General features: G+C 64.2%; 23 protein-coding genes. 16 read left to right on the top strand and 7 right to left on the bottom strand.

What is annotated here, in order from left to right:
- The first annotated feature begins 3 nt into the window (after positions 1-3).
- The 4 genes from metX to BI347_RS03355 all read left to right on the top strand — a co-directional run bounded on the left by metX (position 4) and on the right by BI347_RS03355 (position 3,294).
- Positions 4-1,146 (top strand): homoserine O-succinyltransferase MetX, encoded by a 1,143-nt coding sequence (gene metX, locus BI347_RS03370; protein WP_071111228.1) that lies wholly within the window; start codon positions 4-6, stop codon positions 1,144-1,146.
- On the top strand, positions 1,143-1,736 hold the full coding sequence (gene metW / locus BI347_RS03365) for a methionine biosynthesis protein MetW (RefSeq protein ID WP_071111229.1): 594 nt from the start codon (positions 1,143-1,145) through the stop codon (positions 1,734-1,736). Before metX ends, metW begins: the two co-directional genes overlap by 4 nt.
- A 26-nt stretch (positions 1,737-1,762) precedes the next feature.
- A complete protein-coding gene (locus tag BI347_RS03360) occupies positions 1,763-1,951 on the top strand; it encodes a YqaE/Pmp3 family membrane protein (RefSeq protein WP_071111230.1) in 189 nt (62 codons plus the stop codon).
- Between the two features lie 65 nt (positions 1,952-2,016).
- Positions 2,017-3,294 (top strand): AmpG family muropeptide MFS transporter, encoded by a 1,278-nt coding sequence (locus BI347_RS03355; protein ID WP_071115297.1) that lies wholly within the window; start codon positions 2,017-2,019, stop codon positions 3,292-3,294.
- A 4-nt stretch (positions 3,295-3,298) separates the two neighbouring features.
- Here the strand turns inward: BI347_RS03355 and BI347_RS03350 are convergent, their stop codons facing one another.
- From BI347_RS03350 to polA, 6 genes are all read right to left on the bottom strand, one after another.
- Positions 3,299-3,727: a type IV pilin protein gene (locus BI347_RS03350; RefSeq protein ID WP_071115296.1), complete on the bottom strand. Its 429-nt coding sequence runs from the start codon at positions 3,725-3,727 to the stop codon at positions 3,299-3,301.
- Positions 3,724-4,371: a pilus assembly PilX family protein gene (locus BI347_RS03345; protein ID WP_083338665.1), complete on the bottom strand. Its 648-nt coding sequence runs from the start codon at positions 4,369-4,371 to the stop codon at positions 3,724-3,726. Before BI347_RS03345 ends, BI347_RS03350 begins: the two co-directional genes overlap by 4 nt.
- Positions 4,368-5,252 carry a hypothetical protein gene (locus BI347_RS23930; RefSeq protein ID WP_071111233.1) on the bottom strand — a complete coding sequence of 295 codons (885 nt, stop codon included), beginning with the start codon at positions 5,250-5,252 and terminating at the stop codon, positions 4,368-4,370. The genes BI347_RS03345 and BI347_RS23930 overlap by 4 nt, the downstream gene beginning before the upstream one ends.
- The gene (locus tag BI347_RS03335; RefSeq protein WP_071115295.1) at positions 5,224-5,730 is read right to left on the bottom strand and encodes a prepilin-type N-terminal cleavage/methylation domain-containing protein; all 507 of its coding nucleotides are present in this window, start codon (positions 5,728-5,730) and stop codon (positions 5,224-5,226) included. Before BI347_RS03335 ends, BI347_RS23930 begins: the two co-directional genes overlap by 29 nt.
- Positions 5,717-6,268, bottom strand: a complete 552-nt coding sequence (locus tag BI347_RS03330) for a GspH/FimT family pseudopilin (RefSeq protein ID WP_071115294.1) — start codon at positions 6,266-6,268, stop codon at positions 5,717-5,719. Before BI347_RS03330 ends, BI347_RS03335 begins: the two co-directional genes overlap by 14 nt.
- A gap of 211 nt (positions 6,269-6,479) precedes the next feature.
- Complete coding sequence (polA, locus tag BI347_RS03325) at positions 6,480-9,281, bottom strand: DNA polymerase I (RefSeq protein WP_083338662.1); 2,802 nt, start codon at positions 9,279-9,281, stop codon at positions 6,480-6,482.
- Positions 9,282-9,294: 13 nt separating this feature from the next.
- Between polA and BI347_RS03320 the strand changes: the two genes are divergently transcribed.
- From BI347_RS03320 to BI347_RS03290, 7 genes are all read left to right on the top strand, one after another.
- Complete coding sequence (locus BI347_RS03320; protein WP_071115293.1) at positions 9,295-10,023, top strand: LOG family protein; 729 nt, start codon at positions 9,295-9,297, stop codon at positions 10,021-10,023.
- A 22-nt stretch (positions 10,024-10,045) separates the two neighbouring features.
- Positions 10,046-10,375: a DUF2782 domain-containing protein gene (locus BI347_RS03315; protein WP_071115292.1), complete on the top strand. Its 330-nt coding sequence runs from the start codon at positions 10,046-10,048 to the stop codon at positions 10,373-10,375.
- A 9-nt stretch (positions 10,376-10,384) separates the two neighbouring features.
- The gene (thrB, locus tag BI347_RS03310; RefSeq protein WP_071111238.1) at positions 10,385-11,326 is read left to right on the top strand and encodes a homoserine kinase; all 942 of its coding nucleotides are present in this window, start codon (positions 10,385-10,387) and stop codon (positions 11,324-11,326) included.
- Positions 11,327-11,469: 143 nt separating this feature from the next.
- A complete protein-coding gene (locus BI347_RS03305; protein WP_083338661.1) occupies positions 11,470-11,772 on the top strand; it encodes a hypothetical protein in 303 nt (100 codons plus the stop codon).
- Between the two features lie 376 nt (positions 11,773-12,148).
- Positions 12,149-14,998: a YjbH domain-containing protein gene (locus BI347_RS03300; protein ID WP_071111239.1), complete on the top strand. Its 2,850-nt coding sequence runs from the start codon at positions 12,149-12,151 to the stop codon at positions 14,996-14,998.
- Positions 14,999-15,022: 24 nt separating this feature from the next.
- Positions 15,023-16,972, top strand: a complete 1,950-nt coding sequence (locus BI347_RS03295) for an SLBB domain-containing protein (RefSeq protein ID WP_071111240.1) — start codon at positions 15,023-15,025, stop codon at positions 16,970-16,972.
- A 29-nt stretch (positions 16,973-17,001) separates the two neighbouring features.
- A complete protein-coding gene (locus BI347_RS03290) occupies positions 17,002-18,180 on the top strand; it encodes a GumC family protein (RefSeq protein ID WP_071116327.1) in 1,179 nt (392 codons plus the stop codon).
- Positions 18,181-18,232: 52 nt separating this feature from the next.
- On the opposite strand, the gene BI347_RS03285 is transcribed toward BI347_RS03290, so the two are convergent.
- A complete protein-coding gene (locus BI347_RS03285) occupies positions 18,233-19,438 on the bottom strand; it encodes a multidrug effflux MFS transporter (protein ID WP_071111241.1) in 1,206 nt (401 codons plus the stop codon).
- 183 nt (positions 19,439-19,621) lie between these two features.
- On the opposite strand from BI347_RS03285, the gene arsC reads away from it, so the two are divergent.
- The 5 genes from arsC (at position 19,622) to BI347_RS03260 (ending at position 24,887) form a co-directional block, all read left to right on the top strand.
- Positions 19,622-19,972: an arsenate reductase (glutaredoxin) gene (gene arsC, locus BI347_RS03280; protein ID WP_071111242.1), complete on the top strand. Its 351-nt coding sequence runs from the start codon at positions 19,622-19,624 to the stop codon at positions 19,970-19,972.
- A gap of 197 nt (positions 19,973-20,169) precedes the next feature.
- Complete coding sequence (locus BI347_RS03275; protein ID WP_071111243.1) at positions 20,170-20,670, top strand: MarR family transcriptional regulator; 501 nt, start codon at positions 20,170-20,172, stop codon at positions 20,668-20,670.
- A gap of 94 nt (positions 20,671-20,764) precedes the next feature.
- Entirely contained in the window at positions 20,765-22,174 is a 1,410-nt protein-coding gene (locus BI347_RS03270; protein WP_239690811.1) for an efflux transporter outer membrane subunit, read from the top strand.
- A gap of 12 nt (positions 22,175-22,186) precedes the next feature.
- Positions 22,187-23,341, top strand: coding sequence for an HlyD/EmrA/EmrK family protein (locus tag BI347_RS03265; RefSeq protein WP_071115290.1), 1,155 nt, complete (start codon positions 22,187-22,189; stop codon positions 23,339-23,341).
- A 13-nt stretch (positions 23,342-23,354) separates the two neighbouring features.
- Positions 23,355-24,887, top strand: a complete 1,533-nt coding sequence (locus BI347_RS03260) for a DHA2 family efflux MFS transporter permease subunit (RefSeq protein ID WP_071111246.1) — start codon at positions 23,355-23,357, stop codon at positions 24,885-24,887.
- The last annotated feature ends 28 nt before the right edge of the window (positions 24,888-24,915 follow it).

Raw genomic sequence — 24,915 nt, 5'->3', positions numbered from 1 at the left:
CATATGACCGACACCAACTGTTCGGTAGGCATCGTCGCGGCCCAAGACGCCGTGTTCGACACGCCCTTGCCGCTGGCTAGCGGCGCCGTGCTGCCGGGGTACCAGCTGCGCTTCGAAACCTATGGCCGGCTCAACCGCGACGCCAGCAACGCCATCCTGATCTGCCATGCGCTGTCCGGCCACCACCATGTCGCCGGCCGCTACCACGCCGACGACAAAGCCGCCGGCTGGTGGGACACCATGATAGGCCCCGGCAAGCCGATAGACACCGACCGCTTCTTCGTGGTGGGCGTCAACAATCTGGGCGGCTGCCACGGCAGCAGCGGCCCCTCAAGCCTGAATCCCGCCAGCGGCCAGCCCTGGGGCTCGGCCTTCCCGGTGGTGACCGTGCCCGACTGGGTGACCGCGCAGGCGCGACTGGCCGACCGGCTGGGCATCGCCCGCTGGGCGGCGGTGATAGGCGGCTCGCTGGGCGGCATGCAAGCGCTGCACTGGAGCATCGCCTATCCGCAACGCATCGCCCACGCGCTGGTGATCGCCTCCGCGCCCAAACTGTCGGCGCAGAACATCGCCTTCAACGACGTGGCGCGCCAGGCCATCCTCACCGACCCCGAATTCCACGGCGGCGACTTCTACGCCCACGGCGTAGTGCCGCGGCGCGGCCTGCGGCTGGCGCGCATGCTGGGCCACATCACCTATCTGTCCGACGACGGCATGGGCGAGAAATTCGGCCGCATGCTGCGTTCCGGCGAATACCGCTTCGGCTACGACGTCGAGTTCGAGATCGAAAGCTATCTGCGCTACCAGGGCGACAAGTTTTCCGACTATTTCGACGCCAACACCTATCTGCTGATGACCAAGGCGCTGGACTACTTCGACCCGGCCAAGGACCACGGCGGCGACCTGGCCGCCGCGCTGAAGCAGGCGACAGCCAGCTTCCTGGTGGCCAGCTTCACCAGCGACTGGCGCTTCGCGCCCGAGCGCTCGCGCGAGACGGTGAAAGCGCTGATCGCCGCCGGCAAGCGCGTCAGCTACGCCGAGATCGAGTCCGCGCACGGCCATGACGCCTTCCTGATGACCGACCCGCCCTATGTCGACCTGATGCGCGCCTATCTCGACCGCGTGGCCAAGGAGGTAAACGCATGAGCCAGAACACTCTCCGTCCCGACCTGCAAATGATCTACGACTGGGTCTCTCCCAGCAGCCGGGTGCTGGACCTGGGTTGCGGCCAGGGCGAGCTGCTGGCGGCGCTGCAGGATGGCAAGCAGGTGCAGGGCTACGGCGTGGACCTGGACGTCGCCAACGTGGTGCGCTGCGTCGCCGCCGGCGTCAACGCCATCCAGGGCGACCTGGAGACCGGCCTGGCCGAATTCCAGGACCAGCGCTTCGACCACGTGGTGCTGTCGCAGACGATACAGGCGATGCGCCACACCGAGGCCATCCTCAACGAAATGCTGCGCGTCGGCCGCGAGGCCATCGTCAGCTTCCCCAATTTCGGCTACTGGCAGAACCGCTGGCAGATCCTGCAGGGGCACATGCCGGTGTCCGACACCATTCCCTACCAATGGTACGACACTCCCAACATCCACTGGTGCATGCTTGGCGACTTCGAGGCGCTGTGCGCCAAGAACCGCATCCGGATAGTCCAGAGGGTGGTCATGGACAAGGGCAAGCGGGTATCCTTGTGGCCCAACCTGCGCGGCAGCCTGGCTTTCTACCGGGTGGCCCGCGGCTGATACCGTCAAGCATTAAGGAGTGGAGCATGCGTCTGCTGTTGGCTATTTTCCTGCCGTGGCTGCAGTTTTTCACCATAGGCCGGCCATTCGCCGGATTATTCTGCCTGATCCTGCAACTGACCATAGTCGGCTGGATTCCGGCCGCCTTGTGGTCGGTGTACGCGCTCAGCCAGTACAAGACCGACCAGAAAATCGCCAAGGCGCTGCGGCGCTGACGCCGTTCGGACCGGCCCCAGCCGGGGTCGGCCGCGTCCCCCGCAACCCTACCGACAAGAACTCCATGACCCTGGCACCCATCAACTGGCGGCGCGACGTGTTCTCGCGCACCATGCTCGTCTGCCTGTTCACCGGCTTCGCCTCCGGCCTGCCGCTGTACACCCTGATCAACCTGCTGCCGGCCTGGCTGCGCAGCGAGGGCGTCGATCTGAAGTCCATCGGCCTGTTCGCGCTGATCGGCCTGCCCTACACCTGGAAATTCCTCTGGTCGCCGCTGATGGACCGCTACACGCTGCCCTGGCTGGGACGCCGCCGCGGCTGGATGCTGGCCAGCCAGCTGGCGCTGCTGGCTAGCCTCGCGCTGTTTGGCCTGTTCCAGCCGCGCGAGGACATCTGGAGCATTGCCGCGCTGGCGCTGGCGGTGGCCTTCTTCTCCGCCAGCCAGGACATCGTGCTGGATGCCTTCCGCCGCGAAATCCTCGGCGACGCCGAACTGGGCCTGGGCAACACCGTGCACATCAACGCCTACCGGCTGGCCGGCCTGGTGCCGGGCTCGCTGTCGCTGATCCTCGCCGACCACATCGCCTGGGGCAGCGTGTTCGTCATCACCGCGCTGTTCATGCTGCCCGGCGCCGCGATGACCCTGCTAGTGAAAGAACCCAGACTGGCCGCTCACAGCCCCAAGACGCTGCGCGAGGCGGTGGTGGAGCCGTTTCACGAATTCCTCACCCGCCAAGGCTGGCAAGGCGCGCTGTGGATACTGGGCTTCATCTTCCTGTACAAGCTCGGCGACAGCATGGCCACCTCGCTGGCCACGCCGTTCTACCTGGACATGGGCTACGCCAAATCGCAGATCGGCCTGGTCGCCAAGCATGCCGGGCTATGGCCGGCGGTGGCCGGCGGGCTATTGGGCGGCTTGTGGATGCTCCGGCTTGGCATCAACCGCGCGCTGTGGGCCTTCGGCGTGGTGCAGGTACTGTCGATACTGGGCTTCGCCTGGCTGTCCAGCTTCGGCCATTTCAGCCAGGTGGGCGCCGAGCAGCTCGGCATGCTGGCGGTGGTGATAGGCTTCGAAGCGCTGGGCGTGGGCCTGGGCACCGCCGCCTTCGTCGCCTTCATCGCCCGCAGCACCCACCCCGCCTACACCGCCACCCAGTTCGCGCTGTTCACCAGCCTGGCGGCGGTACCGCGCACGCTGGCCAACGCCGCCACCGGCTATATCGTCGACAGCGTGGGCTGGACCTCGTTCTTCTTCCTGTGCACCGCGCTGGCGATACCGGGCATGATGCTGCTGGTGAAAGTGGCGCCCTGGGGCGACGACCCGGCGCCGCAACAGGCCTGAAGCGTCACAACCGGCACTGCTCGCCGCCGTCCTCCTGCCGGCACTGGCGGATATTGCCGTCCTGGTCCAGCTTCAGCAGCCACTCTTCCAGGCCGGAGCCGGTCTTGGGCCGGGCCTCGATGATGAAGCTGGTCTGCTCGATATTTTCCGCCGACGGCACCGCGCTGTTGAAGCCGATGTCGAAGGCGGCGGTCTCGATCACCGGCAACTCCGGCCAGGCAAGCGGCCCCTCCTGATGGAACACGCCCCTTTCGTGATACCAGCGCTGCATGAAGTGGTTGTCCTCCAGCAGGGCCGCGCGCGCCTCCGCCAGCCTGGCGCGCTGCAGATAAGACTGATAGCCGGGCAGCGCCATCGCCAGCAGCAGCGCCGCGATGGCCAGGCAGCCCATCAACTCCGGCAGGCTGAAGCCTCCGCTTCCGGCCGTCTTCATTCCTTGCTCTCCCCCCAGTTCAGGCGCCGGCCTTCGGCCGAGCCCTCGCCGACTCGATACCAGCTTTGCAGGGTGACGGCGCTGTATGCATTGCGGCCCCAGGCCCGCACCGTGATCCGGTACAAGCGCCCCGGCGAACCATCCGGCGCGCGGAAGCCGGGATCGATCAGCTCCACCACGTAGCGCGGGTTGGCCCAGCTGAGCGCGCCGCTACGCACCTGCTGCGGGCACCAGGACTGCGCCGGCGCCGGCTCCAGCGCAAATTCGCGGCTGTTGCCGCATGGATGCAGCAAGGGCACTTCGCCGCTGCGGCGGCGCTCCGGCGGCTCTTGCGGTTCGCACAGCCCCTTGCCCTGCGGCCCGCGGCAACTCGGGGAGAACAGGCTGCCCTCGCCATACAGATCGGCCGGCTTGGCGGCGCGGCTGGCCATGTCGAGCCGGCGGTCCAGCCGCCACACCCACTCCTCTGCGCCCAGCAGAGCCTGCTGCGCCAGAATCCGCGCCCGCCGCCGGTCCTGCACATTGTCGACCAGCCGCTGCGCGCTGATGATCAACTGCGACGAGGACAGCACCAGCATGCTCAACGCCGCCAGCAGCGACATCACCAGCAACAGCGCTCCGCCCGCCTGCCGCCCTGCGCTCACAGCCCGGCCCCGCAGGGCTGGAGCGGTGTCAACGCCACATCGTGGTTCAGCTGGATCACCTTTCCCTCCTTGTCCGGATACCACTCCATCGCGACCCGCGCCGCCACCAGACGGTCCGCCTCGCCATCCGTCAGCGCATTGATGTCGCGCCATGCCCAACGCGCATCCTGGCCGCACGCCGTCTGCGCCAACACCTGCAGCGACAACGACCTCACCCCCTCCAGCAGCACCCGCTCGCCGCCCTCATCGATGCCGCCCAGCGCATCCCTCTGCAACAGCCGCCCATCCGCGCCCCGGCCCTGCAAGCGGTAATGGCGCTGCCGCGGCAGCCATAGCTGCAGCGATGGCAGATGCAGGCCATCGGCGCTCCAGGCCGGCAAAGCCGGCTCCAGATCCAGCGCCAAAGCCCCCGCGGCGTCGCTCCAATGCCCACCCGTACCCGCCAGACGATAAGACCGGCCGCAACTGACCAACCGGCTGTCGCGCCAATCCCGCCAGTTGCCGCCGTCCTGCGCCTCCAGCGGCAGGCGGCGCAGACTCCCCTCCTGATCCAGCTCCGGCGACCGATGCCGCAACAAGCGCCCTGGCAATGCCAGCGCCCATGCCTGCGGACTGAAATCATCGCGGCGCCAAGCCACTTGCAAACACCCCAGCCGGCCATGCAAAGACAGATCCTGCGCCAGCTGCCGCAAAACCCAACGCGCCTCTTCGCGGCGGCTCAAGCGCTGCTCGGCCAAGAGAGTGGTGCGCTGGACCATGCAGAACGACGCCATGGCCTGCGCCAAGACGAAAGACAACAACGCCAGGCCCAGCAACTGCCCCAGCAGCAGCGAGCCGCGCTGCCGCCTGCGCTCAGGGCTGCAACGGCCAGACACCGGCATGCTCCTGCCATTCCTTGCCGTTGCGGCTGCGCCAGGCCACCCGTATCGCCAGCTCGCCGCTCGCGCCGCAACCCGAACTGGCGGCGGAAGGCATCACGCGGCCATCCCCGCGGCAGACCACCGCCCTGACTTGCTCCATGCGGCTGCTGCCGGACCGCAGCGCCCGCTTGAAACGCCCCAGATCGGCCGCCGCCAGTTGCGCCGACGAGCACTGGCCGGCGCAATCGCCAGCCGTCAGATGATCGTCATAGCCGCTTTCCAGGTAGTGCAGCCAATGGCTCTCCGGCCGGGCCTGGATGGCGCTGGCCAGATCGCCGACCGCATCGTCGATGCGGCCGCGCAATTCGGCGTCGCGTGCATGCTGCAGCGAACGCGCCTGCATGCCGGCCAGCGCCAGTAGGGCCACCATCCAAATCACCAAGGCCACCATGGTTTCCAGCAGGCTGAAACCGGCCTGACGCGGACTAGCGGCAAGCATCGTCCATCGCTCCCAGGCTGGCGCGGCCATCCGCCGCCACCGTCAGGCTCAGGCAATGGCGGCCACTCAAACTGGCCAGGCGGAAGACCACCGCCTCCGCCGCCTGCAGCCTCCCCTCCGCCGTCAGCGCCAGCTGCCGCATCGGCACGCGGACAGCCACCTGAGCGCCATCGAACATCGCCAGCCTCAGGCGCTCGCCGCTATCGTAATAACCGTTGCCGACGCCGCCGCGGTCGGCGAACACCAGCGCTCCTTCCGGCCAGGTCTGGCGGGCCCCGCCCGGCGATGGCAGGCAACCCTGCAATTCGCGGTTGCGCTTCAGGTTGGCCGCGCACAGATAGACTGGCTGATTGCGCCGCAAGGCTTCGGCGCGGGCGTACTGCAGGCAGCCCAGCAACGCCAGGCCATGGCTGCGCAGCCGCTGCCGCTCCAGCGACTGGCCTAGCAGCGGCATGGCGAGGCTGCCGCCTATGGCCGCGATGGCGAGCGCCGTCATCAGCTCCAGCAAGGTGAGGCCGGCTTGGCTGGCGATGCCCATGAATCCTCCGATGACGATGGGACGAGTCCATAGTCTGGAAAACGAACGCGCCCTTCGCCGTCCCCACCTGTTCCAAAGCCGGAAAGCCGCCATCGTCAGTGCGACTAAAGTGCAGGTTGAAAGTGATGCGGAAGAGAAAATCGCCAACCGAACGGCTGCGGAAAAAAAACGGCGCCCGCGGGCGCCGTTGCGGATGAGTTGCCGCTCAGCCTCAGTGCGCGGCCTCCCAGTTGTCGCCGGCGCCCACTTCCGCCAGCAGCGGCACTTTGAGTGCGGCCACGCCAGCCATGATCTCGGGCAGGCGGCGCTTGACCAGCTCCAGCTCGGCCTGGGGCACTTCCAGCACCAGTTCGTCATGCACCTGCATGATCAGCTTGCTTGAGAGGCCATCCTGCTCCAGCCAGTTTTGCACCGCGATCATCGCCAGCTTGATCAGGTCCGCCGCGGTGCCCTGCATCGGCGCGTTGATGGCGGCGCGCTCGGCGCCGGCGCGGCGCGCCGGGTTGGCCTGCCTGATTTCCGGCAAGTACAGGCGGCGGCCGAACACCGTCTCCACATAGCCCTGCTCGCGCGCGGTCTCGCGGGTGGTCTGCATGTACTCGGCCACGCCCGGATAGCGCATGAAGTAGCGGTCGATGTACTGCTGGGCGGCGCTGCGCTCGATGTCCAGCTGCGCGGCCAGCCCGAAGGCGCTCATGCCGTAGATCAGGCCGAAGTTGATCGCCTTGGCGGCGCGGCGCTGGTCGGCGGTGACGGCGGACAACTCGACGCCGAACACTTCGGCGGCGGTCGCCCTGTGAATGTCCTCGCCGCTGGCGAAGGCCCTCAGCATGCCCGGATCATCCGACAGGTGAGCCATGATGCGCAGCTCGATCTGCGAATAGTCGGCGGAGACGATGCTGCAGCCCGGCGGCGCGATGAAGGCTTCGCGCACGCGGCGGCCCTCGGCGGTGCGCACCGGGATGTTCTGCAGATTGGGGTCGTTGCTCGATAAGCGGCCGGTGATCGCCACCGCCTGTGAATAAGTGGTGTGCACGCGGCCGGTCTGTGGATAAATCAGCAGCGGCAGCTTGTCGGTGTAAGTGGACTTCAGCTTGGCTAGGCCGCGGTATTCCAAGATGCACTTGGGCAGCGGGTGGTCGAGCGCCAGCTGCTCCAGCACCGACTCGTCGGTGGAATAGCCGCCGGACGGCGTCTTCTTGACGCCCTTGGTGGCAATGGCCAGCTTGCCGAACAGAATCTCCTGCAACTGTTTCGGCGAGTTGAGGTTGAACGGCTGTCCGGCCAGCTCGTAAGCCTGCTGCTCCAGCGTCAGCATCTGGCCGCCCAGCTGGTGGCTCTGCGCCGCCAGCCGGTCGCGGTCTATCAGCACGCCGTGGCGCTCCATCTTGAACAGCACTTCGGCCACCGGCAGCTCGATGTCGCGGTACACCTTCTCCAACGCGCCGGATAGCTCGCCGGCGAAATACTGGTTAAGCCGCAGCGTGATGTCGGCGTCCTCCGCCGCGTAGTTGGCGGCGATGGCGACGTCCACCTCGGCGAATCCGATCTGCTTGGCGCCCTTGCCGCAGATGTCCTCGTAGCTGACGGTGTTCTCGCCCAGATGGCGGCGCGCCAGGTCGTCCATATTGTGGCGCTGGTGGCTTTCCACCACGTAGGAGGCCAGCATCGAGTCATCGGCGATGCCGCGCAGGGCGATGCCGTGATTGGCCAGCACATGGCAGTCGTACTTCAGGTTCTGGCCGCATTTCTTCCTGGACGCGTCCTCCAGCCAGGGTTTGAGCCGGGCCAGTGTCGCGTCCAGCGGCAGTTGCTCGGGCACACCGGCATAATGGTGGGCCAGCGGCAGGTAGGCCGCCTTGCCGGCCTCTATCGAGAAGCTGACGCCGACGATGCGCGCCAGCATCGGCTCCAGGCTGGTGGTTTCGGTGTCGAACGACACCATGGGCGCGGCCATCAGCGCCTCCAGCCAGGCGTCCAGCTGGGCCTCGGTGAGAATGGTTTCGTACTGGCGCGCCAGCTCGCCCTCGGGCAGAGCGGCTTGCAGGACAGGCGCTGCGGCTGCAGGCTCGGAGAACATGTCTGCCTGATGCGATGGCGCGGGGATTGCCGCCGGCCTGTCGTCAAGGCGCTGGGCGACCGCAGGCATCTGGGCCCCCTCGGTCACTTCGCGGTAGAAGGTGCGGAAGCCCAGGTCCTGGAACAGTTCGGCCAGCCGCGGCTTGTCCTTCTGGCCGTGCTGCAGGCCGGGCAGGCCATGCGGCAGATCGGCGGCCAGGTCGACGTCGCACTTGATGGTGATCAGCTCTCGTCCCTTTGGCAGCCATTCCAGCGCCGCGCGCAGGTTCTCACCCACCTTGCCGCCGATGTCGGCCGCGCCAGCGATGACCGCGTCCAGATTGTCGTACTGCTCCAGCCATTTAACAGCGGTTTTGGGGCCGCACTTGTCGACGCCGGGCACATTGTCCACCTTGTCGCCTATCAGGGTCAGGTAGTCGACGATGCGGTTCGGCGGCACGCCGAACTTTTCCTTCACTCCGGCTTCGTCCAGTAGCTCGTTGGTCATGGTGTTGACCAGCGTCACCGCCGGCGTCACCAGCTGCGCCATGTCCTTGTCGCCGGTGGAGACGATCACCTGCATGCCGGCCGCGGCGGCCACGTGCGCCAGCGTGCCGATCACGTCGTCGGCCTCCACTCCCGGCACCACCAGCATCGGCCAGCCCGAAGCTTGCACCACGTCGTGGACCGCCGTAATCTGGGAGGCAAGCTCCTCGGGCATCGACGGGCGATTGGCCTTGTATTCGGGGTACAGGTCGTCGCGGAAGGTCTTGCCCTTCGCGTCGAAGACGCAGGCGCTATAATCGAACTCAACCTCCTTCTCCAGCCGCCTGAGCATGTTCACCATGCCATAGACAGCTCCCACCGGTCGGCCGTCCGGAGAACGCAAATCGGGCATCGCGTGAAAGGCGCGGTACAAGTAAGAAGAGCCGTCGATCAATAACAATGTTTTCATAAGAGGCAGAAGTATGAGCTTGTCCGATAAGTTGCCGCAGACCAGTGACCGTCACGCCATGATGCAGCGCTTCCGTTCCCGCGAGGCCTGGCACGTGATGAAGATATTGTCGGAGTTTGTCGAGTCGGCCGAGGAACTGCAAGGCATTACCCCGGCGGTAAGCATATTCGGCAGCGCGCGCACACCGCGCGATCACAAATACTACAAACTGACCGAGGATGTGGCGCGGCGTCTGTCCGACTCCGGCTTCTCGGTGATATCCGGCGGCGGCCCCGGCATCATGGAAGCCGCCAACAAAGGGGCATTTTACGGCAGAAGTCTGTCGGTGGCGCTCAACATCGTGCTGCCGCATGAACAAAAACCCAACGATTACCAAGATCTGTCGGTCAAGTTCAACCACTTCTTCAGCCGCAAGGTGATGTTCGTCAAGCACGCCATCGCCTACGTGGTGATGCCCGGCGGCTTCGGCACGCTGGACGAGATGTTCGAGGCGCTGACGCTGATCCAGACCGGCAAATGCCGCAAGATCCCCATCATCCTGTGCTGCAGCGAATTCTGGGCCGGCCTCCTGGACTGGGTGAGGGACCGCCTGGTCAGCGAAGGCATGATCAACGCCGACGACCTGAACCTGATCCAGCTGATCGACGATCCGCAGCAAATCGTCGACACCATTTTCAAGCACTACGAAACCCGCGGCTTCGCCGCGCTGCCCGAAGAACGCGAACAGCTGCTCAACCTATAACGCATATCAATAAGGACAATCTATGCGCCGCCTCACCGCCCTGCTTCTCCTCCTGCCGCTGGCCCCCGCCTTCGCCGCCGACGCATCCGCGCCGGCCAAGGCGTTGGTGCCGCCGCCGCCCGTCATCAGCCCGGACAACTCCGCCGAATCGGAACCGGAAGTGCGCCTGATCCAGAAGGGCGACGAGAAGATCGAGGAGTACCGGCTGAACGGCCAGTTGTACATGATAAAGGTGACGCCGGGCCATGGCGTGCCGTATTACCTGATAGACGACAACGGCTCCGGCACCATGAAACAGGTCGACCCGGCCACACGCATCCTCATCCCACGCTGGGTGCTGGTGCGTTTCTGAGGAGTTTGCATGTCGGTTTACACCACGGTCAGCCGTGAAACCCTGCAGCAATGGCTGCAGGGTTATGCATTGGGCAGTCTGCAGGAACTGCAAGGCATCGCCGCAGGCATCACCAATACCAATTACTTCGTCACCACCAGCCACGGCCGCTATGTGCTGACGCTGTTCGAAACCCTGCAACTGGACGAGTTGCCCTACTACCTGTCGCTGATGAGCCACCTGGCCAGGCACGGCGTCGCCTGTCCGGCTCCGATCGCCGATCATGCCGACCGCTTTGCCTCGCTGCTGTCCGGCAAGCCGGCCTGCCTGGTCAGTTGCCTGCAAGGCGCCGATGTCAGCGCGCCCAGCCCCGCCCAATGCCGTGCCGTGGGCGAGATGCTGGCGCAAATGCACAAGGCCTCGGCCACCTTCCCGCTGCAAATGAAGAATCCTCGCGGGCCGCGCTGGTGGAACCGCATCGCGCAGCGGCTGTATCCGCAGCTGCCGGCTGACGAGGCGGAGACGCTGCGCGCCGAGATCCAGTTCCAGGACAGCCGCCGCTTCGATCACCTGCCATCGGGTGTGATCCACGCCGACCTGTTCCGCGACAATGTGTTGATGGACGGCGATCAGATCGCCGGCTTCATCGACTTCTATTACGCCTGCAACGACATCCTGCTGTACGATGTCGCCATCGCGGTAAACGACTGGGCGCGGCGCGACGACGGCAGTCTCGACGACGCCCTGGCCCGAGCACTGCTGGACGGCTATCAATCGGAGCGGCCGCTCAATCAGGACGAGCGCGACAGCTGGCCGGTGATGCTGCGCGCCGCGGCACTGCGTTTCTGGGTATCCCGCCTGCAAGATCTTTACCAGCCGGTGACCGGCGAATTGACCTACACCAAGGACCCCGCCATCTTCCGCGATCTGTTGCATAGCCACCATCAACGGGTAGATTTCTGGCTGGACTGAGTCGGCTGTCCGGTGACCTCATTGCCACGTTCACAATGTTGTCATCGGATTCGACTTGAAAATCGTAAAAATTCACATACCATCAGTGATGAGTAGTAGCTGTTTTTTGATTTCCGTAGTTCAACTTGAGCAAAGGATTCATCATGCTGCTAAAAAAAATCATCACCATTACCCTGGCCGTGATGCTCGCCACTCCGGCCTTCGCCGCTGAAGAAGCTGCCGGCACTGCGGGAACTAGCGGTACGGCTGGTACTGCCGGTACGGCTGGTACTGCCGGCACCGTGGGCACCACTACCGCCGCCGCCGGCGTAGCAGGCACCACCGCAGGCTTGGCAGGCCTGAGCATCGGTACCATCGCGGCCATCGGCGCCGCCGTTGCCGCGGCCGTTGCGGTATCCAGCAACAGCAACTCCTCGTCCTCCCACTCCGCTGCCACGCACCACTAAGCACGGATGCAAACCGTACTGCTGAAACGCCAGGCAGGCTGGTGGTCTACACCGTGCCGCCTGGCAAAATGCCAAAGAGTTTAAATAAGATTTAATAATATTTTTTGGCATTACTTCCAACACGAAAAACAGCAAAATACACCGTCAAGCAATACCGCAACTGATGCGACTCAAGGGACTGTTCTGAAAGTTTGATCCGTTTTGCATTCCGGTCACACCCGTCTAGAGATGCACGGCAGCCACCGGTTCGCACAGGATCACCCTCACCGTTTTCAGGCCTCTCTTGCTTATCGCTGATGATGCATATAAAGGGGGCCGCCGATCAGGCCGGCACATAAGCAGCGACAGCTGCATCTAATAAATCCGGACCGCAGTAATGCAGAATAAATCCAGACGCTATCTGGTTACGGGGGTGCTGCAAGGAGGGCTGCCGCTCATCTTGGCCTGCGGTGCGTTTGCCCAGCCATCTCTGACTGGACAGATCGGCTATATCAACATGCCATCGGCTAGAGTGGGCGAAGATGGCACCTTCAGTCTTGGTTACGGCTACGACAAGCCATACGGCGTCCTGTGGACCTCCACCACAGTATTGCCTTGGCTTGAGGTATCCGGCCGCTATACCTCCATCTCGGGCATTCCTGGCTTTGACAATCCGCAATACGGCGGCAATTATGGCCGTTATAAAGACAAGGCCATAGACCTGAAATTCAAGCTGTGGGACGAGTCCGGCCTGATGCCGGAAATTGCGCTGGGCACCACCGACATCGTCGGCAACCGCTTGTGGAAAAGCACTTACCTGGTTGCCAGCAAGAACCTGCTGCCTGGTCTGGAAGCATCGCTGGGCTACGGCAAAGACCGCATACAGGGCGCGTTCGGCGGCCTGCGCTACACCCCTCAGGCGCTACCCAACTGGTCGCTGGTAGCCGAATACGACGCTAACAACTACCGCCAGGACCCCTACGAATCGACTACCTTGGCTGCGGACCGCAAAAAGGGGCCGGTTGTCGGCATCGAATACCAATGGGGCTGGCTGGGGCTGCAGGTCGCCCGCCAGAAAACCCTCAACAGCATCAACGCCCATATCGACATCCCGCTGAACGTGAAGGAATTCGTTCCCAAGATCCAGGAGCCCGACTACTTCCGCGGCGGCCCCGATCTGCCTGCCCGCCCCACTTTGGCGCAATGGAAGAACAGTCCCGACTACGCCAGCCAACTCGCCACGGCCCTCAGCAAGCAGGACTTCAAAAACATTCGCATCGGCATGCAGCGCGACGCGCTGGTGATGGAGCTGAGCAATAGCCGCATCTCCAATGTCGGCCGCGCGGTAGGCCGCGCGGTGCGTACCGCGCTCTATTTCGCGCCGCTGGAAACACGGGAAATCAAGGTGGTCTACACCGAGTTCGAACAGCCGGTGGCCACTTACAGCTTCTACGACATGCCGACGCTCAACGACTATCTGCTGGGCAAGGTCAATCGCAACCGCTTTCTCGAAACCGTGAACATCCGCCCGGGACGCGACGAGGAAACCCAGCCGCTGGAAAGCAAATCCCTGGCCCAAGGACTGCAGGAGAACATCCAGCTCAACCTGCTGACCAATCAGGAAGGTGATCTGGTCCAGGTCACCAGCAACGACCCGGAAGACAACCACTTCCACCTGGCGCCCAAGTTCGGCGTCTATTTCAACGACCCCAGCGGCGCCTTCCACTACGACATCATGGCGGAAGCCACCTACAAGCGTCGCCTGGGCAGCGGCCTGTATCTGGACAGCGCGCTGAGCGCCGACCTATACAACACCATCACGGCGGTGACGCAGCCGTCCAACAGCCTGCTGCCCCACGTCCGCTCCGACATCGCCGACTACAAGCGTATCAAGACGCCCAAGCTGAACCGCTTCCTGCTCAGCCAGTACATGGCCTTGACTCCCAACACCTATGCTCGGGCTTCGGCCGGCATCTACGAGGAAATGTTCCGCGGCGCTGGCGGCCAGATCCTGTATTACCCCAGCGTGAAGAACTGGGCGCTAGACCTGACCGTGGACGCGCTGCAGCAACGCGACGTTCAGGGCTGGTTCGGCAAGCGCGACTACCAGACCATCACCGCGCTGGCTGCCTTGCATTACCAGTTGCCCATGGGCGTGACCGCCACCATGCGCGCCGGCCGCTTCCTGGCCAAGGACGACGGCGTGCGCTTCGAACTCAAGCGGCGATTCCACTCCGGCATCGAAGCCGGCTTCTGGTACACCAAGACCAACGGCAACGACATCACCAGTCCGGGCACCCCCGCCAAGCCCTACAACGACAAGGGAATGTTCTTCACCATCCCGCTCAACAGCCTGCTGACATTCGATAGCCGCACCGCCGGCGACTTCTCGCTATCGCCCTGGACCCGCGACGTCGGCCAGATGGTGATGACGCCGGGCGATCTATACGAGATTCTCAGCGACCCCAAACGCGACATCAACTCCTACGACGGCCTGGGCAACTTTGCCGAACGGCCCGATGAGCAAAGCCTACCGGCCGTCAATCCGCCGCAGCCCAGCTATCACCCGTGGCCGATGATACGGATGCGATTGGAGGATTCCGGCACCCAATGGCTGCAGATCGACGACAAGGCCGCCGCGCTGGGCACGGCAGCGGTTGCCACGCTGGCGGCCATGGGCTTGGATCGCCCGGTGAACCGGCTGTTCCAGAACCACCAGCAGAATCGCCTGGTCAAGGACTGGGGCAAGCTGGGCAAGGATCTGCCCTATGCCGCCGTTGCCCTCTCCGGCGCGGCCTTCGCGCTGGGCGACGACAGGCTGAGCAATACCGGCCTGATCGCGCTGGAGTCCAGCGCCGCGGCGCTGGCCGGCAGCGAATTGCTCAAGGGCGTGGTCAATCGCGAACGGCCGGGCAGCAGCGACAGTCCGTGGCGCACGCAGCCGGCCGGACAGTCGCGGTTGAGCAGCAGCTTCACCTCCAACCACGCCGCGGTGATGTTCGCCGCCGTCACCCCGTTCGCCAAGGAGTACGACCAACCCTGGCTGTACGGCGTCGCCGCCTTCGGCGCGGCCGGCCGGTTGGCCAGCCGCGACCATTGGCTGTCGGACGTCGCTGTCGGCGGCCTGCTCGGCTATGTGATGGGCAACTGGCTATGGCAAGCCCAGCGCGACGACAGCCGCTACCGCAGCAATGTGATCATCAGTCCGAAGCAGGTTGGGGTACAGGTCCAAGTTCCTATTCAATAAGTCTCAATAGCGGGAAGCCAAGCCATGACTGCAAGCATCTTGAAATCGAGCGGAAAAACCATACTCGCGCTATGCCTGCTGGCGGCCAGCAGCGGTTTGCAGGCGGCAGGCGGCGGCAATGTCAGCTACCCCAGCACCACCATGCCCGGTTATGAAACCGACAACAGCAACGGGCTGCCATCGATCAACGCCTTTCCCGCAACCCAGGCGGGCTACGACAGGCAACAACAACCGCAAACGCCCCAAACTGGCCGGGGCAACTCCCCCTACCCGCAGCGCATCCCGCTCAATCTGGACGACAACGGCTATGAGCTGAACCCGCTTGACGGCAAGCCCAAGCTGCCGCCGTTCACCGACTATGTGCAGAAAGCCACCGAGAAAACCCTGCCGATATTCGGCAGCAAACTGTTCCGCAATCCATACAATAATTTCGAATCAGCCGACGGCGTGCAGGTCAATCCCGATTATGTGATCGGCAGCGGCGACCAGCTGCAGGTCAAGGGTTGGGGCATGGTGGACATCGACCTGGCGCTGACCGTCGATCGCAACGGCTCCATCTATCTGCCGCGCGTCGGCAGCATCGCCGTGGCAGGCGTGCGCTACCGCGACTTGCAGGGCCTGCTGAAAAAAAGCGTCAGCCGGGTGTTCAACAACTTCGATCTCAGCGTCAGCCTGGCGCAGAGCCGTTCCGTCCAGGTCTACGTGGTCGGGCACGCCCGCCAGCCTGGCAGCTATACGCTCAATGCGATGAGCACGCTGCTCAACGCCCTGCTGAAAGCCGGCGGCCCCGACGACAGCGGCAGCCTGCGCCGCGTCGCGTTGATGCGCGATGGCAAGGAAGTGGCCAAGGTCGACCTATACGCGATCCTGGTGGATGGCGACAAATCCGAGGATCAGACCCTGCGCGACGGCGACGTGATCCAGATTCCCGCCGCCGGACCTAGGGTGGCGCTGCTTGGCGATGTCAAGACGCCGGCCATCTACGAATTCCGCGACGGCGAAAACGTCCGCAACCTGCTGCACTGGGCCGGCGGGCTGGAGTCCGCCGCCGAAGGCAAGGAGCTCTGGATAGAGAAAAGCGTGAACAACCGCTTCGCCAATGTGGGCCGCCTGCAAGGCGACTACCAGACGCTGTCCAGCCTTGCCCTCACCGCCGGCGACATCTTCCGCTTGCACGTGCCCGGCGCCCAGCCGGTCAGCGTGCAGAAGAACGACGAATTCGTCAGCGTGGGCGGCGAGGTCGAACACACCGGCACCTTCCAGATCCGCAAGGGCGAAACCCTGCGTCAGCTGATCATGCGCCTGGGCGGCGTCAACGACGACGGCTATGTGTTCGCCACCCAACTCAAGCGCGAAAGCATACGCCAGATGCAGCAGCAGAAGCTGGACGAGGTTTCCGGCCGTTTCGAAAAGGAATTGGAGCAGAACGCCGCCGGCCGCCTGTCCCGGCTCACCGACAAGGATGCGATCGCCTCGGTCACCGCCGAGGTGGAGCGCCAGCGCCAGATCGCCGCCAAGATGCGCACGGTCAAGGCCGAGGGCCGAGTGGTGCTGGAGTTGCAAGACGCCAACGCCCAGGTCAAGGATCTGCCCGATCTGGAACTGCAGGACGGCGACCAGGTGGAGATTCCGCGCCGCCCGGGCACCGTCAACGTGCTGGGGGCGGTGTACCAGAGCAATGCCTTCATCTATAGGCCGCAGCGCTCGGTCAGCGATTATCTGGCGCTGGCCGGCGGCGTAGTCGACAGCGGCGACAAATCCTCCATTTATGTATTGCGCGCCGACGGCACTGTAGCCAGCAGCAACAACGGCAACTGGTTTTCCGGCGTCGGCGGCAAACGCATCAACCCCGGCGACACCATCGTCGTGCCGGAAGAGCTGAACGCCGGCAGCTGGACCCAGGCGTTGAAGGAATGGACTTCCATCCTGTACCAATTCGGCCTAGGCGCCGCCGGCCTGAAGGTTCTGAAGTGAGCAACGGCCAGATCGAGAAGGAGACGCAGATGCAAAACGCAACCCACGCCGCCGACAAGAACGAAGTCGACCTGCTGGCCCTGCTGCTGCGGCTGACCCGCCACAAACGCTGGATATTTGGCTGCACGCTGTTGCTCGGCGCGCTGGCGCTGGCCTACTGCCTGCTGGCCAGGCCGGTGTTCACCGCCACCACCAGCATCATGCCGCCGCAGCAGCAAAACAACGGCATGAGCGCGCTGCTGGGACAGCTGGGCGGGCTGGCCAGCACGGCGGGAGGGCTCTCGGGACTGAAAAACCCCAATGATCTCTACGTCGGCATGCTGCAAAGCCGCAGCGTGGCGGACAAGCTGATCCAGCGTTATCAGTTGAAGCAGCGCTATCAGGAAAACACTCTGGATGGCACCCGCAAGGCGCTGCAAAATTTGAGCAATTTCAGCAACGGCAAGGACGGACTGATCACCATCAGCGTCGACGATCACGATCCGAAATTCGCCGCCATGCTGGCCAATGGCTATGTCGGGGAATTGAAGGCGTTGAACCAGTCGCTGGCGGTGACCGATGCCGCCAAGCGCAGATTGTTCTTCGAGCAGCAATTGAAGCAGATCAAGGACCAACTGGCCGACGCCGAAATCGCGCTGCGCAAGACCCAGGAAAGCACCGGCATGGTGCTGCCGGAAGGCCAGTTGCCGGCCATCGTCGGCTCGATCACCCAGCTGCGCGCCAACATCGCCGCCAAGGAGGTGCAATTGGAGGCGATGAAGAGCTATGCCACCGCGCAAAACCCGCTCTACATCCGCACCGAACAGGAACTGGCGGGACTACGCGAACAACTCTCGAAGATGGAGACCGGCAACGGCAACGGCCACGACCTGCTGGTTCCCACTGGCAAGGTGGCGCAAAGCGGGCTGGAATACCTGCGCAAGCTGCGCGAAGTCAAGTACCAGGAAACCATCTTCGAACTGCTGTCCAAGCAATACGAACTGGCGCGGATAGACGAAGCCAAGGACTCCTCGCTGATCCAGGTGCTGGACCCGGCGGTGCCGCCTGAATTGAAAAGCAAACCCAAGCGCAGCCTGATCATGGCGCTGGGCCTGTTCGCCGGCTTGTGCCTTGGCGTGCTGACCGCCTTGCTGCGCGACCGCCTGGTGAAACAGCAAGAGCAGGGACACCAGCGCGAAATGGTCCTGGCGATGAAGAACAACAACTGAGCAAAGACGCCAGCCGGATGCCTGCCAAATGGACGGCAGGCGGCGGTGGCCCCTATCGCCCCAACGCCCTCATCCGCAGCCGGTAACCCATCCGGCAGGCAAAGCCCAGCACCAGCAGTAGGCACATCCACAGCGCCAGCCGCAGAGAGCTGGACCAGGCCAGGGGCGCGATCGCCCCGGCCACCAGGCTGGACAGCATGGTCTGGCAAAAACCCTGCAGCGACGACACCGTGCCGCGCAGCGAAGGAAACTGATCCATCAGATTGATGGTGATCGACGGCGCCGCCAGCGACATGCCAGTGGTGTACAGCGCCAGCGGCAGCACCGCCCACGGCAAAGCCAGCTGGCTGGCTGCCAGGTTATAGCCCAGGTTGAGCGCCGCCGCGGCGAACATCAGCCAATAACCGCGCGACACGATCTCGCGCTGCGAGAAATGGCCGGCCATCCGCCCGGACAAGTAGGCGCCGAACATGATGCCCGACACCGCCGGCCCGAACATCCACAGAAACTGGCTGGGTCCCAGATGCAGATGCTGCATCAGAAATACCGGCGCAGACGGCACATACAGGAAAAATCCGGCAAAATTGAACGACACTGCGGCGGTCAGCAGCTGAAAGTCGCGCTTCTTCGCCACTTGCCAGTAATTGGCCAGCAGATGGCGCGCCTTCAAGGGCTGGCGGGCTTCATGGGCATGGGACTCCTCCAGGCCGAACCAGCACAGCGCAAACAGCGCGAATCCCACCAGCGCCATGAACACGAAGATGGAATGCCAGCCGAAGGCGCCGAACAACCAGCCGCCCACCACCGGCGCGATGGCCGGCGACAAGGAAAACAGCATGGTCACCTGGGACATCAGCCGCTGCGCATGCGCGCCGTCCAGCCGGTCGCGGATGATCGCCCGCCCCACCACCAGGCCGGCCCCGCCGCACAAGCCCTGCAAACCGCGGAACAGCAGCAGCATGGCCAGGCTGTCGGACAAGGCGCAGCCCAGGGACGCCAGGCCGAACAGCAGCGTGGTGACCAGCACCACCGGCCGACGGCCCACCGCGTCTGAGATGGAGCCGTGCCACAACATCATCAGCGCGTAGCAGAACAGATAAACCGTCAGCGCCTGCTGCATCTGCAGCGGCGTCGCCGCCAGGCTGTCGCCGATGGCGCGCATGGCCGGCAAAAAAGTATCTATGGAAAAAGGACCGATGGTGGACAGGGCTGCCAGCAGGAAGACCAAGCCGAAATGACTGCGCGATGATGAGGACATGAGGCAATAATCATAAGCAATATCGTCATGTTAACGATAAGCACTCCGCTTGCCAAACGCTAGCAGCAGGCTTGGCAGGCGCGGTCTTTCATGCCACGATGCCGCCATCTTCCCATCACCCAGCGACAGGGTTATGCTGCGTCAATGCCGCAGATCCCCGCCCCATAACAAGGGAGAAGCCACATGATCCGTCTTTACCACAATCCCAAATGCTCGAAGTCGCGCGCGGCGCTGGCCCTGCTGGAAGAGGCCGGCGCCGAGATCGAAGTCGTCGAATACCTGAAGCACCCGCCCAGCCATGAGGAGCTGGATCGGCTGTTGCAACTGCTGGGGCTGGAACCGCGCGAGTTGATGCGCCAGAAGGAAGAGGAATACGCTGACCTCTATCTGGACGACATCACGCTGGAACGCAAGCATCTGATCGCCGCGATGGTGGACAATCCCAATCTGATCGAGCGCCCGATCGCCATCGGCGATAACCGCGCCATCATCGGCCGTCCGCCGGAACAGGTGCTGCTCCTGCTGACCCGATAAGCGCCCGCGCTTGCCATCCCGCGGCCTGCCCTTCACGGCGCAGGCCGTTTTGCATGGCTCTCCCACGCCTCGCTCGCGGCGCAAGACCACACCACCTTCAATGCCATTGGCATCTTAACCACAGCTCGCGCAGATGAGCCATTAACGGGTTTATTATTACTTGCAAAATAATACCGTACGTTACTAAAATATCCGACATGAGCCCAAACAAGTCCTTTGCCCAATTGGAACAGGCGATCAACCACGTCGAGGCCCGCTTTCCCGGCGTGCCGCGCCAGGAAGTGATCCTCACCAGGCTGATCTTCCACATCGTGCCGCGGCTGAGCAGCCATATGTGCGAAAGCCTGAAGCAACACGGCTTGAACGAAACCGTGTGGATGGCGTTGCTGGCCTTGTACGCTTGCCCGAACCAGGCGCTCAATCCGAGCGACATCAGCGATACGCTGGACTCCTCGCGCACCAACGCCACTCGCATCGCCGACGAATTGGTGAAGAACGGCTGGGCGGCGCGCTCGACCAGCTCCGAGGACCGCCGCAAGATCGTGCTGGAGCTGACGCCAGCGGGCGTAACCCTGGTGGAAAGCCTGCTGCCCTACTCCCGCAAGATCCACAAGGAATTGTGGGCCGATTTTGACGACGAAGAAAAAATGCAGATGGAACGGCTGATGCGCAAGCTGCTGAGCAAGCTCGGCGGTTGAGCTAGTAGATGCTTTTTTCGCCCAAATAATAACTTGTGTGATTATCATCAGATATATCACAGCATCGCATACATCATTGATGGAGACCGACAAGGTGAACAAGAAATCTTGGCCACAGACCGCCGGCGTGCTGCTGATCAGCGCCGTGCTGGGCGGCTGCGCCAGCTTCGGCCCCGATGTCACCCCCGACCAGGCTCTGGGCGCCGAACAGCTGAAGCTGGCCGCGCCCGGCAAACAGAGCCTGAGCGGCGATTGGTGGCAGCAACTGAACGACCCTGCGCTGAACCGGCTGGTGGAGAGCACGCTGAAGGACGCGCCGTCGATGAAACTGGCGGCCGCGCGCCTGCGTCAGGCCCGCGCCGCGGTCGGCATCGTTGAAAGCAAGGACGGCCCGCAGCTGGATGCCACCGCCAACATCGCGCAGATCCACACCGACCAGCTCAAACCGCTGCTGCATGAAGACTACGTCACCGCCTACACCGCGGCGCTGATCGGCAGCTGGGAATTCGACTTCTGGGGCAAAAACCACGCCGCGGTCAGCGCCGCGCTCGGCCAGCAACAAGCGATCGCCTTTGAAGGCGAGCAGACCCGCCTGACGCTGACCCACGCGGTGATCGCCCAATACACCCAGCTGCAGCGCAGCCAGGCCCAGGCCGATCTGTTGACGCAACGGCTGGCCATCGCGCAAAGCCGCGAGAAGCTGACCCAAGCCCGCATCAACGCCGGCCTGCTGCCGGGCGACAACCAGCGCGGCAACGAGGTGTCGATCGAAAAGCTGCTGCAGCAGCAAAGCGCGTTCGCCAACGACATCGAGCGCAGCCGCCACGCGCTGGCCGCGCTGACCGGCCAGGGCCCGCAAGCCCAGGCCGTGCTGCAACCTGGCAAGCTGGACGTTCCGCCGGCGCCGCAGTTGGACAGCCTGGACGCCAATCTGCTGGGCCGCCGTCCCGACATCGCCGCCCAGCGCGCGCGCGTCGAGGCAATGGACAGCTCGGTCAAGGAAGCCCGTGCCGAGTTCTACCCCAATGTGAAGCTGACGGTGTTCGCCGGCCAAAGCTCGCTGGAAATGGACCAGTTGTTCAAGAGCGGCTCTTCGCTGTGGGGCTTCATGCCGGCGATCAATCTGCCGCTGTTCCACTCCGGCCAGCTGCAGTCCAACCTGTCCAAACAGCAGGCCGGCTACGACATGGCGGTGCAGCAGTACAACCAGACCGTGCTGGACGCGCTGCGCGACGCCGCCGACTCGGTATCCGGCTGGCAGAACAGCCAGCGCCAGCTGAAGCAGGCCGAGCGCGCGCTCGCCAGCAGCCGCAGGGCCAACGACGCGATGGTTTCGCGCCTGCGCGCCGGCCTGGTCAACAAGCTGTCGCTGCTTGACGCTCAGGACGCCCTGCTGAGCCAGCAATCCTCCTACATCGACGCCAAGGCCGCCAACCGTCTGGCCTGGGCTTCCCTGAATACCGCACTGGGTGGCGGCTTCGACTCCCTGCCCGCCAGCCACTAAGGACACCAAGCAATGGATCAGAAAATAGAAACCGCGAACAACCGCAAACGCAATCTGCTGGTGGCCACCACCCTGTTCGCCGCCATCGCCATCGGCTACGGCGCCTACTGGACCCTGGTGCTGAGCCATCAGGAAAACACCGACGACGCCTACGTCGGCGGCCACCTGGTGCAGGTCACGCCGGAAGTGGGCGGCACCGTCGCCAAGATCCTGGTGGACGACACCCAGGCAGTGACGGCCGGCCAACTGCTGCTGAGCTACGACAACAGCGACGCCCAACTGGCGTTCGAGCGCGCCCGCAACGAATTCGCCCAGACCGTGCGCCAGACCCGCCAGCTGATGACCAACACCCAGCAGCTCAACGCCCAGGTGGCGTTGCGCCAGGCGGAGCTGTCCCGCGCCGAAGCCGACCTGAAACGCCGCAAGCAGATCGCCGGCAGCGAGGCGATGTCCGCCGAAGAGCTGGGCCATGCCAACGATGCGGTCGCCGCAGCCCAGGCCTCCCTCACCGCCGCCCAAGAGCAGGCCAAGGCCGGCCTGGCCCTGGTAGGCAAAGACGCGCTGGCGCAGCAGCCCACGGTAAAGGCCGCCGCCAGCCGCCTGAAGGAAGCCTGGCTCAATCTGCAGCGCACCGAGATCAAGGCGCCGCTCTCCGGTACCATCGCCCGCCGCAACGTGCAGGTGGGCCAGCGCATCGCCGCCGGCACCCCGCTGATGGCGGTAGTACCGCTGGAAAACCTGTGGGTGGACGCCAACTTCAAGGAAAGCCAGTTGGCCAAGATCCGCGTCGGCCAGCCGGTGGAGATCAAGTCCGACCTCTACGGCGGCAAGGTCACCTACCACGGCAAGGTACAGGGCCTGGCCGCCGGCAGCGGCAGCGCCTTCTCGCTGCTGCCGCCGCAGAACGCCACCGGCAACTGGATCAAGGTGGTGCAGCGCGTGCCGGTGCGCATCGCGCTGGATGCGCAGGAGCTGAAAGACCACCCGCTGCGGGTCGGCCTGTCGATAGACGCGGTGGTGGACACCAGCAACCAGGACGGCAAGTCGCTGGCCGAGGCCGCTCCGGCACACGCCCCCAGCGAGAACAACAACACGCTGCCCGACCTGAAGCAGGCCGACAAGCTGGTGGCCGACATCCTGGCCGCCAACGCCGAAGCCGGCAAGTAAGGAACCCTTCGCCATGAACCATCCGCCACTGACCGGCTCGAAACTGGTCTGGATCACGCTGGCGCTGTCGATGTCGGTGTTCATGCAGGTGCTGGACACCACCATCGCCAACGTGGCGCTGCCCACGATATCGGGCAACCTGGGCGCGGCCACCAGCCAGGGCACCTGGGTGATCACCTCCTTCGGCGTGGCCAACGCCATCGCGGTGCCGCTCACCGGCTGGCTGGCCAAACGCATCGGCGAGGTGAAGCTGTTCACCGCCTCCACCTTGCTGTTCGTGCTCACCTCCTGGCTGTGCGGCATGTCCAGCAGCCTGGAAATGCTGATCTTCTTCCGCATACTGCAAGGCGCGGTGGCCGGTCCGATGATTCCGCTGTCGCAAAGCCTGCTGCTCTCCTGCTATCCGGCAGCCAAGAAAGGACTGGCGCTGTCGCTCTGGGCGATGACGGTGATCGTCGCGCCGGTATTCGGCCCGATTCTGGGCGGGGTGATCAGCGACAACTGGCACTGGGGCTGGATCTTCTTCATCAACGTGCCGGTGGGACTGGCGGCGGCCTTCATTTCCTGGCGCATCATGAAGCCGCGAGAAACCGACACCGTCGACTTGCCGATCGACAAGATCGGCCTGGCGCTGTTGGTGATCGGTGTCGGTTCGCTGCAAATGGTGCTCGACCGCGGCAAGGAGCTGGACTGGTTCAACTCCGTCGAGGTCGTCACCCTGGCGGTGGTGGCGGTGCTGGCGCTGGTCTACCTGGTGATCTGGGAACTGGGCGAGGAACACCCCATCGTCGACCTGTCGCTGTTCAGCCGGCGCAACTTCACCGTCGGCACCATCGCCATCAGCCTGGGCTTCATGCTGTACTTCGGCACTGTGGTGCTGCTGCCCTTGATGTTGCAGACCCAGCTGGGCTACACCGCCACCTGGGCCGGCCTCGCCGCCGCGCCGATAGGCCTGATCCCGGTGGTGCTGTCGCCCATCATCGGCAAGAACGCGCACCGCTGGGACATGCGCTGGGTGGTGACGGTGAGCTTCAGCGTCTACGCCATCTGCTTCTTCTGGCGCAGCACCTTCAACCCGGACATGGACTTTTCCTACGTGGTATGGCCGCAGGTGGTGCAAGGCATAGGCGTGGCCTGCTTCTTCATGCCGCTGACCGCCATCACGCTGTCCGGCCTGCCGGCGTCGCGCATCGCCAGCGCCTCCAGCCTGTCCAACTTCCTGCGCATCCTGGCCGGCAGCATCGGCACCTCGATCACCACCACCATGTGGGACCGGCGCGAGGCGCTGCACCACTCCAAGCTGACCGAGCACGTCAGCCTGTACGATCAGGCCTCGCAAGAGTGGTTCGGCGTACTGGACAAGCTGGGGCTGAACTCCGGCCAGCAGGCGGCGCTGACCCAGCTGCAGGTCACCAAGCAGGGTTATGTCATGGCCGCCAACGAGATCTTCTGGCTGTCCGGCATCCTTTTCGTGATCCTGATCGGCCTGGTTTGGTTCGCCAAGCCGCCGTTCTCCGCCTCCGGCGGCGACAGCGGCGCGCACTGACGGTCGTTTCAGATCGCCGAAGCGACAA

Origin of the sequence: Chromobacterium sphagni (assembly GCF_001855575.1) — a bacterium.
Taxonomy (GTDB): domain Bacteria; phylum Pseudomonadota; class Gammaproteobacteria; order Burkholderiales; family Chromobacteriaceae; genus Chromobacterium; species Chromobacterium sphagni.
This window is presented reverse-complemented; position numbering and strand designations above follow the sequence as displayed.